The organism is Pseudoalteromonas sp. A757, assembly GCF_004103285.1.
GTDB classification, from domain to species: Bacteria; Pseudomonadota; Gammaproteobacteria; order Enterobacterales; family Alteromonadaceae; genus Pseudoalteromonas; species Pseudoalteromonas galatheae.
Window position 1 is genome coordinate 69,248 of the sequence record NZ_QNQN01000070.1, and the last position, 14,516, is coordinate 83,763.

The following is a 14,516-nucleotide window of genomic DNA, read 5'->3' on the forward strand; positions in this document are numbered from 1 at the left end:
TTTATCCGCATCAATTTGACTGTTGCCCCAATTTTATACGGAGATTTTTTATGTCACTCATTACAGCACTAGAGAGTAAGTCCACCACGGAAGCGTCGCTACGCTTTCCTATCTATTTAGATCATAACGCCACAACACCGTGCGACGAAGCAGTGTTACAAGCCATGTTACCTTACTTTTGTAACGACTTTGGTAATGCTGCGAGCATGTATGGTTTACATGGCTGGAACGCCCATAAAGCGGTCGAACAAGCCCGTGAAAAAATTGCAGGTGCCCTTGGCGCACAACCTGAAAATTTTATCTTTACTTCTGGCGCGACTGAAAGCAACAACTTAGGGATCCGCGGCGTATTTCGTGCTTGTAATCACAAAGGCAAGCACATTATTACCTCGTCGATTGAGCACCCTGCAACGCTTGCAACTCTTAGAGATCTAGAACAGGAAGGCGCTCGCGTTTCTTATCTTGCGCCGTTACCAGATGGCAGCTTTGATATTGACGCAATGAAGGCCGAAATCACGCCAGAAACGATTTTAATCACCGTGATGTACGCAAATAACGAAATTGGCACCATTAATCCAATCGACGACATTGCCTTTATTGCAAAGCAACATGGCATTCTATTTATGTCTGACGCCACACAAGCGCTAGGCAAGGTCGATATCAATCTAACCACTTGCCCGATTGATATTTTAACTTGCTCGGCACACAAAATTTATGGCCCTAAAGGGGTTGGCGGCCTGTATTTAAGACATCAGCATGGCAATAGAGTGGTTGATATTAGACCGCAGATCACCGGTGGTGGAAGCGAGCAAGGACTACGTGGTGGCACGTTAAATGTGCCTGGCATTGTTGGTTTTGCCAAGGCTGTGGAACTTGCACAACGAGAACTGAGCAATGGCGCAATTGACAAAGTTGAGCAGTTAAGAGACAAGCTAGAAGATGGTTTATTGGAGCTACAACAGGTGCAGGTCAATGGCATGAGCGAAGAAAGACTCCCTCATGTTTGTAACGTCTCTTTTCATGACACCGACGGTAAAAAAATGCTGAGCTTATTAAAGAAAAGCATCTCAGTCAGTACCGGCTCAGCTTGTTCGTCAAGCAACCTATCGCCGAGCCACGTATTAACCGCACTTGGGCTATCGGATGAACTGGCACAGGCAACCATACGTTTTAGCTTAGGCAGGCATACTACAGAAGCCGAAATTGACTTCGCACTCAACAAAGTTAGAGAAGTCGCAGCGCTAACTTTGCGTGTCTAAATAAAACTAAATTATTCTAGAATAGATACTTAAGGAGAAAAATATAACAATGGAAAACCTATCAAATTTAGCCAATGCACTCGATTACTCGGACATTATTCACCTTGAGTTTTACGTGCAGGAGCAGCTTGCAAAGGGGAAAGAAATTTGTGATTTGATCATTGGAGATTTTGACACGCAACAATTTCCGATGCCCGACTACCTTACCGCACAGATCCAGCAAGCTTACGAGAACAAGCAAAACGATTACCCTCCGCTTGAGGGGGTGTTATCACTTCGCGATGAGGTAGCAAAACAAACTAAAAAGCACTTTAACGTCAGCTATAACCCAGATACGGAGATGTTGATCTCTGGCGGTGCAAGGCCTTTGCTGTATTCTGCGATGCTCGCTACGGTGAGCGCAGAAGACAAGGTGATCTACCCTGTGCCTTCTTGGAATAACATGTTTTACACCACCATGTGTGGTGGCAAGCATGTGCCAATTGAAACCAGCGAAGCAAATCAGTTTTTACCTACAGCGGAACAGCTTCAAGCACACATATCTGACGCGCGCCTTATCACCTTATGCTCACCGCAAAACCCTAATGGCTCCATGTTTTCAAAGCAACAGCTCGGTGAAATCTGCGACATGGTTGTCGCAGAAAACGCGCGCCGCAGAGCGATAAACGCCAAACCGCTCTACGTTATCTACGACCAAGTGTACTGGATGCTGACAATGCAAGAGGTTGAGCATTATCATCCGGCGTCGCTTTGCCCAGATATCAAGCCTTACTTAATTGTGGTTGATGCTGGCACCAAAGCTTTTGCCGCAACAGGCATTCGAGTTGGGTGGGCGACAGGCCCACACGAAGTGATAGCAAAAATGCAGGTGATCCAAGAACATATAGGTGCAATGGCCCCGACGGCAGAGCAACTTGCCACCGCGGTGTTATTTCAAAATGAAGCCTATCTACAAAGCTATTTAGCCGGCTTTAAAGAAAAAATACTAGCCTCAATGGCGGTACTGCATCAGGGTGTTCAGGATATGAAAGGCGCAGGCATAGCAATCGATTCATTTATACCAAATGCCGGCATTTATATGACCTTGAAGATCGACGCCATCAATATGGAAACCCCCGATGGAAACGTACTCGAAAATGCAGATCAAGTCAGTCGGTATTTAATTGATAGCGCGGGATTAGCACTGGTGCCATTCGCCAGTTTCGGCTGTCGTTCTAAAGCGTCACAGCTTTGGTATCGCGCTGCCGTTTGTACTATTTCACCGAGTGAAATTGAAGCGGCGCTGCCAAGATTACAAACTGCACTGCTCGCACTTACTCAGTCAAGACAATTACTCGAAGCTTAGCGCTATTCTGCACAACAAAAAAGCCAGTCTTCATCATTGAAGACTGGCTTTTTAACGTTTGGCTATTCTAACCTTCGGCTACTTTAGGCTATTTTGGCAAAGCCCATCTAAAATTGGACAGTTTGCATTTTCGTCACCACTACAGTTATCCGACAGCTGCTTTAAGGTTTCACGCATTTGCTGAAGTTCATTGATTTTATGTTCAATCTCATTCAAATGATGCTGCGCAATCGATTTGACTTCACGGCTAGTACGGTCTGGATTTTGTAACAAATCGAGTAAAGATTGGATCTGCGCAATAGGAAACCCCAATTTGCGTGCTTGCTTTATCACACCTAGCAATTGTAATTGTTGCGAGTCGTACAGCCGGTAACCCGCTTCACTTCGTTTGCTGCACTTTAGTAGCCCGCTTGCTTCATAATGGCGGATCATCTTTGCAGAGAGCCCAGTACGCTGCGCGGCTTCGCCGATTGTGATCAGTTTTTCCATGACGTTTACTCCTTTGGTTGCCAACGTTGCAATAACAACGCATTGCTAATGACTAGCAAACTACTGGCCGCCATCGCCGCACCTGCAAAAATAGGGTTAAGGTAACCCAGTGCTGCCAATGGAATGCCAATGACATTAAAGATAAATGCCCAAAATAGATTTTGCTTGATTTTGCGATAGGTTAATTTTGCCATCGCTAAAGCAGATGCCACCAAGCTTGGCTCGCCCCGCATCAACGTCATTGCCGACGCGCTTACCGCCACTTCCGTACCTGTTGCCATTGCGATACCCAGATCAGCCTGTGCCAGCGCTGGGGCATCATTGATCCCGTCGCCGACCATTGCCACACAGTAACCTTGCTGTTGGGCATTAGCAATATACTCAGCTTTGTGCTCTGGCAGAACTTGCGCTTTATAATCGTCCAGTTCCAGCAATTTAGCATTGTACTGTGCACTACTTTGGCTGTCTCCAGTCAACATTGCAACTTTGATCCCTTGCTGCTTAAGCTGTTTGACCGCGGTATAAGCATGAGCTTTAAGCTCGTCAGTAAAGTAGAATAACGCCAAAAACTCGCAGCTCAGTTCACTATTTTGGCTCACTAACCAAGATAAAGAAGCGCCCGGTATTTCTTCTGGTAACGCAGGCAAAGTTAAGCCTAACTCTTGCATCCAAAAACCGCTCCCCAAATAGACTGTTTTATCTTGGTATTGTGCTTTAACGCCTCTACCCGCTACCACTTTAAAGTCGCTTACAGGGAGTAATGACAATTGCTTTTCTTGTGCTTTATTGACCACAGCCTTGGCAAGCGGGTGTTCGCTGTATTGCTGTAACGATGCCGCCAGCTGTAACACATCGTCTTGATGATACGTAAAAGTGTGCATATTGCTAAGCTCTGGTTTGCCCACCGTAAGCGTGCCCGTTTTATCAAAAATTACCATATCGATGGCCGTTGCTTGCTCCAATGCACCAGCATCTTTTACTAAGATCCCATAGCGCGCGGCAGTGCCAGTACCTGCCATAATCGCGGCAGGTGTTGCTAAACCAAGCGCACACGGGCAAGCAATAACAAGAACCGCCACCGCATTAAGAATACCCGTTGGCCAATCTCCTGTGCTGAACCCCCATGCAAAAAATGTAATGAGCGCAATCACCAATACCGCAGGTACAAATACCGCACTCACTTTATCCACCAACGCTTGCACAGGTGCTTTCGCGCCTTGTGCTTGTTCTACCAAACGAATAATTTTTGCCAAAGTTGATTCCGCACCAACACTGGTTGCATCCACTTCAAGCACGCCATCAAGATTCACCGAACCACCAGTCACTTTGTCTGTTTGTGCTTTATAAACAGGCACGCTTTCACCGCTGATAAGCGCTTCATCTACCTGTGAGTGACCTTCAACTACAACGCCGTCAACCGGTATACGCTCACCAGGTTTGATCAATAGTCGTTCGCCACTTTTTACTGCCGCAGCTGGGACTTCTTGCCAATTGTTATCACGCCAGACCATAGCCGATGTTGGCCTTAAGCTTTCAAGCGCTTTAAGAGCGCTGGTTGTACGTCGCTTGGCTCGGTGTTCAAGATACTTGCCCAACAGCACCAAACTCAGCACGGCACTGCTGCTTTCGAAGTATAAATGCGGAGCGCCATGCTCACCGCTGAATGTCCACCACAAATACAGCGACAGGCCATACGCTGCACTGGTGCCGATGGCCACCAGCAAATCCATATTCCCCGTCCCCGCTTTTATTGCTCCCCATCCGGCACGATAAAAACGCGCACCAAAATAAAACTGAACAGGTGTTGCCAGTGCCCATTGCATCCATGCCGGGAGCATCCAGTTTTGGTTAAACAGCATGGCAAACATGGGTAACACCATAGGTAAGGTGAGCGTCAGTGACGCCACTGCCGGGAACCAGTCAGCGCGATAAAAGGGAGTTGCTGCAACTTGTTCGTTTAACTCATCAGGGGCTGCTTGTGGCTGTACCACAGTGTAACCGGCGTCGTTAAGCTTGGCTTCTATTTCAGCGAACGGTAACTCTGCCACTAAAGTTAAGGTTAGCTTTTCAGTCGCTAAATTGACCTCGGCTTTAATTACCTGCGGTAATGCTTGCGCTGCCTTTTCCACTCGGCTCACACAAGACGCGCAAGTCATGCCTTTAACTTGATATTGCACTTCACTGGTATTAACCTTGTAGCCTGCATCTTTTACCGCACTCACCAACGCCGATACATCCGCACTGCCTTCAACAGACACCGCTTCCAAAGCTAGGTTAACACTGGCACTGACAACACCAGACACTTTCTCTAGGGCTTTCTCAACTCGGCCAACGCACGAGGCGCATGTCATGCCCGATACATTAAATTTTATTACCTTGTCCATTTCTATCTCCGCAAACGCGTTCATTCTCATTTTGGACACTAACCCTTACCCTCATGGTAAGGTCAAACAAAATTGTTCATTCATCTAACAGAAGCTTGTTGTTAAATATTAGTTGACCTTACCATCAAGGGAAGCTTCACAGTGCAAACTCTTTAATCCACAAAGGAAATAATGATGTTGAGACTAAGAGTAGAAAAAATGGTCTGTGGTCACTGTGTAAAAGCAATCACAGAAGCAATGCAAGCAGCTGATAGCCAAGCGCAAGTAGATGTCCGCCTAGATGATAAAATCGTTGAAATTTCAAGCACCAAAGGAGAAGACGAGATTATCGCTATTATTGGCAATGCTGGCTATAGCGCAGAACTCATCAACGAAAGCTTTGCCTAGCTGACTATCTCCCAGAAGTTATCAATCCAAGTCGACCCAAACCACTTTGCATTGGTAAGGTGGTTTATCCGCTCACTTCCTCCTTCATTGCCACTCGCAATTGTTTTATACAGCTCACGTTAATAAACGCTCACAATAATGCCCACTTTGACAAAGCGCAGACAATGCGGAAAAATTACGCCGTTTGTATTAGGTAAAATCAATAAAACTGCGACTAAAGGAATAATTTAAGGACAACACAATGAGCTTTATCGGCGCCGGTGCAGGCAACGAAGCCCAGAGCGTGCAATACAATGTCGACGCGCAAACTGCCAAATTACGAACCTCAGGTTCAGCTTCTTGGCGACACAACAATCCAGCCTTACTGCCATTGAATATTAGTGCAAAGCGAAATCAAGCGCTTGGACAAGCCTATCATATTGCCATATTTCCCGACCGTGCTGCAGGAGAGCAAGCTTTTTTAGAAGAAATCGAAAGAGCCAAATACGGCGATTTTACCTTAGGCCAAATGGTCAATGCGTTTATTCCTGACTACATCATCGACCCACCACAATGGGATGAACAAAACCAAACGGCTGTTCTACCGCATATTGAGCCAATAACGGGAATGGATGTTAATCTGCCAATTAGTGACCCACAAGCATTCTTAGATTTGGTAACCCTTAAGCTGGGTTGGCAAGTAGGAACAGAGAGCGATGTTGCCAGAGATTTTGAAGCCGAAGCCAGACAAGCGTCTATCGTGTCAAACGCGAACGTTCTCATTAACGGTAGAACCGCTGTGCATAGCGGCAGCGGCGGTGTGTTAAGCACAGTAGACGTTTGTTTGACTAAGATAGGCAAAGTGGTTGTGCCTATTCCTTATGGCAACATCGCCCGCTCATCAGACGCCGCAAGCGTTGCCAGTTCAGTAAAAATTCAAGGTAACGGTGCGGCCAATATCAAGTCTAACTTTTCAAAAAGTACGGGAGACCAACCCGGTAATAAAAAAGGTATCGCTAGTCGAACATTGGGTAAAAAAGCGGAGTTTCTGCAAGGCAGCTTTGATGTTTACATCGAGGGAAAACCGGCGGTTAGGCAGGGAGATTTAATGGTATCTAATAATAAAAACACGCCCCCCGCACCATTGAACCAGCCCGGTGGTGCCACTCCTGCAGGCCTTGATGTAGTGCTTGGCGCAGAGCCACTAAGCCAAGATGGTACGAATAAGATCAATATAAAAGTGTCGGGCAGTAGCAAACCTAGCGATGAAGAGGTGAAGATAGGATGAGCCACACTTTACCAACCAAAACCAATGCTAACAATAATTTTAGAGAACTTGTTTTTGAGGGCTATGCAAGCGACAAAGAAGTGGTCTCTTTGATGCTCAAAGACACCTCGGTTGATGGCACGAAAGAAGGCTATTATAAGGTCCCCCTTTACACTTCAAACACAGTAGACCAACAAAGCAGCGATGCCGACATTGAGCTGGTGCACATTTATCCATTTTTATACGACACGCCAGAGCAGCAACTACAATCAGCCTCTCCAGCAACCAGCGGATTTATCTATATTTATGTCGATGGCTATTTATGGCGTGAACTACAAGTTATCGAGCCTGAAGACTTTGATGCCCCGGCGCTATTCTCAGATGTGAATTTGTATTGGCAAAAAGGTTTTTTAAGTTGGAAAAAGTCGGCCAATAAGCCTAACTCACGACCGCAAGGCACACGTGCAGCAACCTGTAAGCCAACCAGCAGCATTCTCGTCCCGCATAAACTAAATGGCAACGAAGTAAGCGTAGAAATCGCATGGTCTGAAGTGCAGTGGTCATGGGAGCAGATCTTGTTGTTTGGCGGTTTTAATGAGCAGGATCCGCGTTTAAATACCGGCACGCCACTCGCTGACGAAGAAAGACATTGCCCCGCCCCAGGAGATGCAGCAGCGCTCAGAGCACAGCGCATGACTAAACTGGATAACTTAGGGCAGTTTGCCACAGGCTATAACGACCAAGGCAAAGTAGTTAACACCCCGACACTTCATCAAAAACTGCACCTTCCAGAGCGCGATAAAATCGCCCAAGTGCCGATTTTTGACGGGATCCATGTGGCTCGATATTTCATTTCACAAATTCAAGATCTCACCACGGATATTCAGCACTTACTCAATAAGTTATCAGGGTTAGATAGTGCAACCGGTGAAATTGATCTGCAACAACAAGCTAAATATGAGCTCGCCAGCTTTATGGTGCAGGTTTTTTACCATCAAGCCGATTCGATTTTAGATAAAGACATTGAAATTCAAAGCAGTGGAGAGAAGCTTGTAGAGTCAGATGAAGACGCAGTCGACTTTGCCAATAAATTAAAAGACTGGCGCACTTCTCATTTAGAGGAAGATAAATTCTTTAAGTTTTTGGAAGAAAAGGCCTTCCAAAAACTTGCTCGCCGCATTGCAGAAATCTCTGACGAACTAGTCGAGTTCTTAAACCAAGAATCTCTTAGTGCAGGTTTTACTGAATGCTTCAAAGACTATGCCTACCAATCAGATCTGAGGTTCTTTGAAGCATACGACTTGGTCACCGATGTATTTCTCGCGTTAAAGCCTAACCCAGCCGCACCGCTTGCACACCTTAATACAGACAAAGAGTTTTGGCATGAGTTAAGTTCAGGCTATCAGGGGCAAGACTTTATCCTGCAATGTCTGGGTCAACACCCAGCAAAACCAGCTAAGCAAATCACCCAATTTTTGTTTCCAAAGCCCACAGGCGACAAACTACATGACTACGAAAAGGCGGAATATGATCGCTTTGCATTGCCTTTAACTAGCGCCAAAATACAAAAGATCCATGATCAAGAAGCCGTTTTGCCACAAGAAGAGAGTGAGCAAATGGGGCGCCGCCTCTCCCAAGTGATTATGGGTTTAGCAGGCAGTTTATTCGAAATTCCAGAGGCCGCTTATAACCTCTCTACACATCCGGGGACGCTTGGGGAACAAAAGGCCCAAACTCGTGAGGCAATGGATGCAACACAACATGAGATAACGCAGTCAGAACAAGCCCTTATCAACGCTGAAAGAGAAAAAGCAAAAGCATTTAAAGAGTTACAAGAAAAGCATGCTGAATATGAGTATAAGAAGAGTGTACTTGAAAACTTAACAGAGCAAGAATATGGAATGAGCAGAGCGCAGCTTGATCAACAATTAGAACAGGAACGTGCGCGTCTACGAGAGTTAGAGGCTAAATTTGCTAAAGCAAAAGTTGCCGTCAGTCGTTCTAGAAAACAGGTTAGCTCTTTTGTGAAGGTAAACAGTGCTTGGAAGAAGTATCCGTTCGCAAAGCTCATTGATGCAAAAGCGGACGTGTTGCAACCTTTGATGCGCTTGGTCGATATCTCAGCACCTGGGTACCTAGTTGAAGTGGAAATGAGAGTACAAGATTACCTCAACGGGAATTTTCCTGAAGGGTATATGCCACTTGATCCTCAGTCTCGAAAATTGGCTGCAGAAAAGCAAATTAAAGAACTCAACCAAATTATTCGCGGCAGTAATAAACGCAAAATAGACGTTGGATATAAAGGCTCTAAGCTCAAACTATCGTTAGAAGACGTACTTAATTTAAACAAACGACTTGAGTTTCTAACCCAGTCTCTCAATCAAGCGGAAACCATCACAACGATAGAAAGCAAAAACAAAACCATCGCATACTTGATAAAAATTACTGGTGCTGATGTCTCAGCCAAGTCAGCAGAATCAACAGCCCAAGCAATATATGATACGGCTGTAGAAGAGGCAAAACAGTATGCAACAGAGTTAGATAATCAACATGCAACACTTAAGAAGTTGTCTGATAGGCTCGCAAACTTACAAAAATGGCAAAATGCGGCTGTTACGGAGTCTGTATCTGGGCAGTCATTAAAGGGAGGAATGGCGGGTATACTCGGTATTGTATATATCTTTGAAGTCGCTAACTTTCGACAAGCCTTTTTGAATTTCGAATTCTCACAAAGAAAGTTTGCTGATATTACTGGCGCAATATTCGACTTAGCGGCTATTCATTTCTCAGCTCTCTCTATGGTCACAGAGATGAAAGCTGGGTTACCTAGCCTGCGCCAATATCAGGAATTTCAACAGTACAAAATGGCTAAAGGAAATCTCGGTGCCGTTCGTAAGTTTGGCCCTGAGTTTGCGAAAAAAGCAAACATCATTACATGGACAGCTAGATTAAACCTCCTAGCATCTGCATACAGTGCCGGATTGTCAGGCTTTGATGCCTATTACGCGTTTAAGCGCGGCGATTCTGGTGGCGCTGCTGGCCTTAGTATTGCAACTGCAGGCTTCGTCGCGCTGGCGGTTGAAACCGCGCCCACCATACTTGCCACGATCACCAGAGGCGTTATTTTAAACCCCATGAGTAAACTGGGCTATGTAGGACTCATTCTAGTATTACTTGGATATGGTATTTATTATCTATTACGCGATGAACCACTAGAAGCTTGGATTAAAGCGTGCCCTTGGGGCAGTGACGCATATGGTGGTGGCGAGCGTGATTGGTTTGGTGACAACCCCTATTACTGCTGGAAAACAAACCCCGAATATGCACTTCATAGTCTCTATGATCAGTTATTTTCTCCAAAAATATTTAGTGACGTATCTGTTGTACAATTACACACTCCCTCTCGGATATATGACAAGGTAACCTCCAAAGGCAAGTTCCAAGTTGCAAAGTTTAATGTGCAAATTCCAGGTCATATTCCAGAATCAGAACTTGGTTACTTAGACATTCAGCTAGACATTCGCCCACTATTAGCTGGAAAACCTTGGAGCTCGTTAATTGCTGTTGCACCCACGGGACAAGCTCAAACAGCATTGGATTACTTTTGGCAAAATACCAATATCATCGTTAATCCTAGTTTAACGGGTTTCATTATTGAATTTGAAGAAAGTGCTCTTTATCCCTATTTTGATAAATTCAATCATTCTAAAATTCAAATCAGAATGCGTTGTCGAAAATATCCTAGAGGCAAAGGAGCAACAATATACTCAGGTTCATCTCAAGAGTTAAGGTTACCTGCGTCAGAAAGAGACGAAGAAGGAAAGATAGAAAAGCCAGACTTTTGGGCTGAGCAAGTCATTAACGTCGAAATCGAAGATTATGGCATGAGCCCTGCTGGCGTGTTGCAGCGACTCCTAAATTAACTGAAGGCTACCCATGAGAGACAAGTTAAAATCCAATCAATCAGTTCTTGCTTTTATAGCAATTTTGGTAAAAAAAATTGTTGAAAAGGTGATGGAAACTGAGGGTAAAAAGGAGACGCAAACGTTAACTCCTTCGGCACCTGTAGATAAGGTAGTGCATGATCGGCCAATAGAAGAAACACCCCTGCTAAAAATAGAGGACTCGACACCACGAGACTTTAACATTAGTAAAGGGATGTTGAAGGTGAGTCCTGCGGTATCTACTCAGACTCAACCAGTCCAACAAAATAACCTCTTTTCTTCTGATAAGCGAGTAGCGCTTGGTGGTGTCGATTTTTCACGAGCTGGTAAATTAGCAAACATTGTATTTGCCTATATGGCATCCATCATCGCGCTACTTTCAATTATTTTTTATTTCGGTAGTGGTGATAGTTTTTATTTATGGCTCACCACAGGATTACTGGCATTTGCTTTGTCCCTGTTTGTCTATGTTTACCGTGTTAAACACTATACTTCTGAAGTGCTACGGGTCGACTTCTTTCGAAATACCGGCCTTGTCACTTTTCCCACTGGCAATAACGAAGGGAGTTTCTCGTTAACACTTGATGAAGTTGAACTTTATATTGTAAAGGTGTCCTCGGGTAAAGGTGTGAGGCATAACTTGGCGTTTTTAGCCCCACTACGATACCCAAAAACACTCAAGCACCAGACACTTTATTCAACCGATTGGGAGCCAAAGGATATGGACAGCAGTGTGCAGCTATGGAGTGAAATCCACCGTTTTATGGATACCACTCAACCCATACCAAGTTCGTTTTATAAAGGTTGGCAAGAAACGATAGAAAGTCCCTACCTTGACCACCAAGACCATATTCAAATATTAGGTGAAGATTTAGTAAAACAAGCGCCTTTTTATGACCTAAAAAATAACCGTCCACTAGATAAAGTATTTTGGTAGCAGTAAAACGATGAAAGCACACCACAAGGAAGTCAGCCCTCCCCATAACCGCATCCGGAAAAAAGTGGTGGCGTTACTCGCTTTAGGTTTTCAAAAAATTGTAAGTAAGGTTATGGAAACTGAGGGCAAAAAGGAGACGCAAACGTTAACTCCTCCGGCTCCGGTAGATAAGGTAGTGCATGATCGGCCAATAGAAGAAACACCGCTGCTAAAAATAGAGGACTCGATACCACGAGACTTTAACATTAGTAAAGGCATGCAAAAAGTGGCTGTAAATAGTAAAGCAGACTTTGTCTTGCAAGATAATAACGTGCTCTCATCGAACCAACGTATCGCATTAGGCGGAGCTGACTTTGCGCGAGCAGGGAAACTTGCGAATATCGTTTTTGCTTATATGGCCTCAATATTTGCGCTTGTTTGTCTCCCCGTATACCTAAAAGAGTCTGAGCCTCATATTCTTTATCTTATGATTGGGTTAGTGGTGTTTGCAAGCTTCGTTTTTTATCGAGTTCATAGAATTAAGCACTATACTTCTGAAGTGCTACGGGTCGACTTCTTTCGAAATACCGGTCTTGTCACTTTTCCCATTGGCAATAACGAAGGGAGTTTCTCGTTAACACTTGATGAAGTTGAACTGTATATTGTAAAGGTCTCCTCGGGTAAAGGTGTGAAGCATAACTTGGCGTTTTTAGCCCCGCTGCGATACCCAAAAACACTTAAGCGCCAGACACTTTATTCAACCGATTGGGAGCCAAAGGATATGGATAGCAGCGTACAGCTGTGGAGTGAAATCCACCGTTTTATGGATACCACTCAGCCCATACCAAGTTCATTTTACAAAGGCTGGCAAGAAACGATAGAAAGCCCCTATCTTGACCATCAAGACCATATTCAAATATTAGGTGAAGATTTAGTAAAACAAGCGCCTTTTTATGACCTAAAAAATAACCGTCCACTAGATAAAGTATTTTGGTAATACGCGAATTAATCGCTATAACAAGGAGTTTTTGTGACAATAAAAAAATTAGTTAATAAGTGCGTTGATCACATTCTAGACGAAGGGGCACCTGTTCGCGCACTCAGTGATGCTCACGTACAAAACCAGCCTCCCAAGTATGGGCCAAGTCTATCAACAGCAACATGCACAGAAAGTGACACGTAACGGACAGCAAGTTACGATGACAAGATCTCAAGTTTCAAGCAAAAAAGAACCAAATCCCGTTGCTGAGTTTTTAATTAGAACTGTTGTCATTTTGTCTATCATCACTGCGGTAGGGTTATTGTGCATTGAAGCGTATAGCGTAAATCGAAGAGGAGATCCGGCGGCAATGGGGTTAATGATGATGGCGATAGGCATAACTTTCGGATATCACTCAATAATGGGTAGACTTAGCCATTACACGCAACTTGTCAAAACCACTAAATTCGCTGGTTGGGGCATAAACTTGATTAGTACATTGTTTTGTCTGTTAATCCTCGTTGAATTGCTGTCCAACTTTAGAGGCGATGAGGACGATAGAATCGCTCTTTCTATCGCTTTGATAAATATCTTTTTAATGGGCCGACTATTCTTTATGTTATATGAGCCTAAAAACAAAAAAGTGCAGTAACACCAATTAGCGTAATTAAAACAACTGCGGAAAATAAGCCACCACTAAAATCGGTGGCTTACTACATTGAGCCTGAGCGCCTTCAGAAAATCTGATTTGCCGACTTTTTTGCACTCATTTAAGAATAGCTACGATAAAACTCGCTTACTACGGTGTTATCTGACAGAATTCAACACCATGAGGATCACACCAAACATCACTTTCAACATAGTATGAACTAACTAGAGTTTCTGCGATACGTTCATTATTTTCTTTATACACGAACTCAAGCCTCACCCAGTTACTTTCGTTATCTCTTAGCTTTTCAGCAGTGAAATCTAGTTTAGGCCCTGAACCTGCATATCGATACGTCACCTCGGTGCGACCATCTCTGAAAGTCTGCACAGGGGTAAACCATTTCATTTCTACAGTCCCTGGCTGGTATCCATACGCCCCCAGCTTAGACGCATCAAACCGCCAACGAGTTACAGATACACCGTTGGGGTAAGTTTCTGATCCCAGCTTAGTTTTCTTGATTTTTACATTCTGTTTAACGTTAGGTCTGACGTCTACGTTGATTGAACCACAGTTAAAATCAGAAACTTTGTAGACTTCAATTGTGCTACGTCCCTCATATGGGAAGTTCAGCGTAAAGTCACGAGTTTGCTTAATAGGAATGGTCTTTTCGGTTGCATGAAGTTGCTTGTTCACATAAATTTCAATTTTTTCGCGTTGAAAAAAATCTGCGGCAGGAACCTTAACCGTGTACTCATAATTCTTTTCTGCTTGGGCAAGCCGAGGCCCATTAAAGCTCCATGAGCCTGAGGGCGTGCAAGCCAGAGCATTATATGACATTGAAAGTGCAGTAAAGCCTACGATTGTTGCTAATTTCATTACTTATCCTTTAGTTGGCTATTTATGAAGTTGATGACAACA

Annotated in this window: 12 protein-coding genes; 9 read left to right on the forward strand and 3 right to left on the reverse strand. The window is 44.3% G+C overall.

The annotated features are described in order from the left end of the window. Window positions 1-50 precede the first annotated feature (50 nt). Both DRB05_RS13260 and DRB05_RS13265 read left to right on the forward strand, forming a co-directional pair. Window positions 51-1,259, forward strand: a complete 1,209-nt coding sequence (locus DRB05_RS13260; protein ID WP_128727385.1) for a cysteine desulfurase family protein — start codon at window positions 51-53, stop codon at window positions 1,257-1,259. A 49-nt stretch (window positions 1,260-1,308) separates the two neighbouring features. Continuing rightward, window positions 1,309-2,604 carry a pyridoxal phosphate-dependent aminotransferase gene (locus DRB05_RS13265; RefSeq protein ID WP_128727386.1) on the forward strand — a complete coding sequence of 432 codons (1,296 nt, stop codon included), beginning with the start codon at window positions 1,309-1,311 and terminating at the stop codon, window positions 2,602-2,604. Between the two features lie 78 nt (window positions 2,605-2,682). Here DRB05_RS13265 and cueR read toward each other — a convergent pair whose 3' ends face one another. Next, window positions 2,683-3,093, reverse strand: coding sequence for a Cu(I)-responsive transcriptional regulator (cueR, locus tag DRB05_RS13270; RefSeq protein ID WP_010369762.1), 411 nt, complete (start codon window positions 3,091-3,093; stop codon window positions 2,683-2,685). A 5-nt stretch (window positions 3,094-3,098) separates the two neighbouring features. Beyond that, window positions 3,099-5,477 (reverse strand): heavy metal translocating P-type ATPase, encoded by a 2,379-nt coding sequence (locus tag DRB05_RS13275; RefSeq protein WP_128727387.1) that lies wholly within the window; start codon window positions 5,475-5,477, stop codon window positions 3,099-3,101. A gap of 174 nt (window positions 5,478-5,651) precedes the next feature. Between DRB05_RS13275 and DRB05_RS13280 the strand changes: the two genes are divergently transcribed. The 7 genes from DRB05_RS13280 to DRB05_RS13305 all read left to right on the forward strand — a co-directional run bounded on the left by DRB05_RS13280 (window position 5,652) and on the right by DRB05_RS13305 (window position 13,601). Then, the gene (locus DRB05_RS13280; RefSeq protein ID WP_128727547.1) at window positions 5,652-5,864 is read left to right on the forward strand and encodes a heavy-metal-associated domain-containing protein; all 213 of its coding nucleotides are present in this window, start codon (window positions 5,652-5,654) and stop codon (window positions 5,862-5,864) included. Between the two features lie 241 nt (window positions 5,865-6,105). Beyond that, the gene (locus tag DRB05_RS13285; RefSeq protein ID WP_128727388.1) at window positions 6,106-7,131 is read left to right on the forward strand and encodes a DUF4150 domain-containing protein; all 1,026 of its coding nucleotides are present in this window, start codon (window positions 6,106-6,108) and stop codon (window positions 7,129-7,131) included. After that, on the forward strand, window positions 7,128-11,033 hold the full coding sequence (locus tag DRB05_RS13290; RefSeq protein ID WP_128727389.1) for a hypothetical protein: 3,906 nt from the start codon (window positions 7,128-7,130) through the stop codon (window positions 11,031-11,033). Before DRB05_RS13285 ends, DRB05_RS13290 begins: the two co-directional genes overlap by 4 nt. Window positions 11,034-11,046: 13 nt before the next feature. Further along, on the forward strand, window positions 11,047-11,991 hold the full coding sequence (locus DRB05_RS13295) for a hypothetical protein (RefSeq protein WP_128727390.1): 945 nt from the start codon (window positions 11,047-11,049) through the stop codon (window positions 11,989-11,991). A gap of 10 nt (window positions 11,992-12,001) precedes the next feature. Further along, window positions 12,002-12,967, forward strand: a complete 966-nt coding sequence (locus tag DRB05_RS13300; protein ID WP_128727391.1) for a hypothetical protein — start codon at window positions 12,002-12,004, stop codon at window positions 12,965-12,967. Between the two features lie 33 nt (window positions 12,968-13,000). Beyond that, window positions 13,001-13,153 carry a hypothetical protein gene (locus tag DRB05_RS23000; protein ID WP_240036245.1) on the forward strand — a complete coding sequence of 51 codons (153 nt, stop codon included), beginning with the start codon at window positions 13,001-13,003 and terminating at the stop codon, window positions 13,151-13,153. 16 nt (window positions 13,154-13,169) lie between these two features. Beyond that, window positions 13,170-13,601 (forward strand): hypothetical protein, encoded by a 432-nt coding sequence (locus DRB05_RS13305; protein WP_240036246.1) that lies wholly within the window; start codon window positions 13,170-13,172, stop codon window positions 13,599-13,601. Between the two features lie 147 nt (window positions 13,602-13,748). Here DRB05_RS13305 and DRB05_RS13310 read toward each other — a convergent pair whose 3' ends face one another. Next, complete coding sequence (locus DRB05_RS13310; RefSeq protein ID WP_128727392.1) at window positions 13,749-14,474, reverse strand: hypothetical protein; 726 nt, start codon at window positions 14,472-14,474, stop codon at window positions 13,749-13,751. Window positions 14,475-14,516: the final 42 nt, after the last annotated feature.

What these genes read in the sequence shown, in the direction of transcription:
- DRB05_RS13260 (WP_128727385.1), top strand. Translation starts at nt 51, where the DNA reads ATGTCACTCATTACAGCACTAGAGAGTAAGTCCACCACGGAAGCGTCG.
- DRB05_RS13265 (WP_128727386.1), top strand. Translation starts at nt 1,309, where the DNA reads ATGGAAAACCTATCAAATTTAGCCAATGCACTCGATTACTCGGACATT.
- cueR (WP_010369762.1), bottom strand. Translation starts at nt 3,093, where the DNA reads ATGGAAAAACTGATCACAATCGGCGAAGCCGCGCAGCGTACTGGGCTC.
- DRB05_RS13275 (WP_128727387.1), bottom strand. Translation starts at nt 5,477, where the DNA reads ATGGACAAGGTAATAAAATTTAATGTATCGGGCATGACATGCGCCTCG.
- DRB05_RS13280 (WP_128727547.1), top strand. Translation starts at nt 5,652, where the DNA reads ATGTTGAGACTAAGAGTAGAAAAAATGGTCTGTGGTCACTGTGTAAAA.
- DRB05_RS13285 (WP_128727388.1), top strand. Translation starts at nt 6,106, where the DNA reads ATGAGCTTTATCGGCGCCGGTGCAGGCAACGAAGCCCAGAGCGTGCAA.
- DRB05_RS13290 (WP_128727389.1), top strand. Translation starts at nt 7,128, where the DNA reads ATGAGCCACACTTTACCAACCAAAACCAATGCTAACAATAATTTTAGA.
- DRB05_RS13295 (WP_128727390.1), top strand. Translation starts at nt 11,047, where the DNA reads ATGAGAGACAAGTTAAAATCCAATCAATCAGTTCTTGCTTTTATAGCA.
- DRB05_RS13300 (WP_128727391.1), top strand. Translation starts at nt 12,002, where the DNA reads ATGAAAGCACACCACAAGGAAGTCAGCCCTCCCCATAACCGCATCCGG.
- DRB05_RS13305 (WP_240036246.1), top strand. Translation starts at nt 13,170, where the DNA reads ATGACAAGATCTCAAGTTTCAAGCAAAAAAGAACCAAATCCCGTTGCT.
- DRB05_RS13310 (WP_128727392.1), bottom strand. Translation starts at nt 14,474, where the DNA reads ATGAAATTAGCAACAATCGTAGGCTTTACTGCACTTTCAATGTCATAT.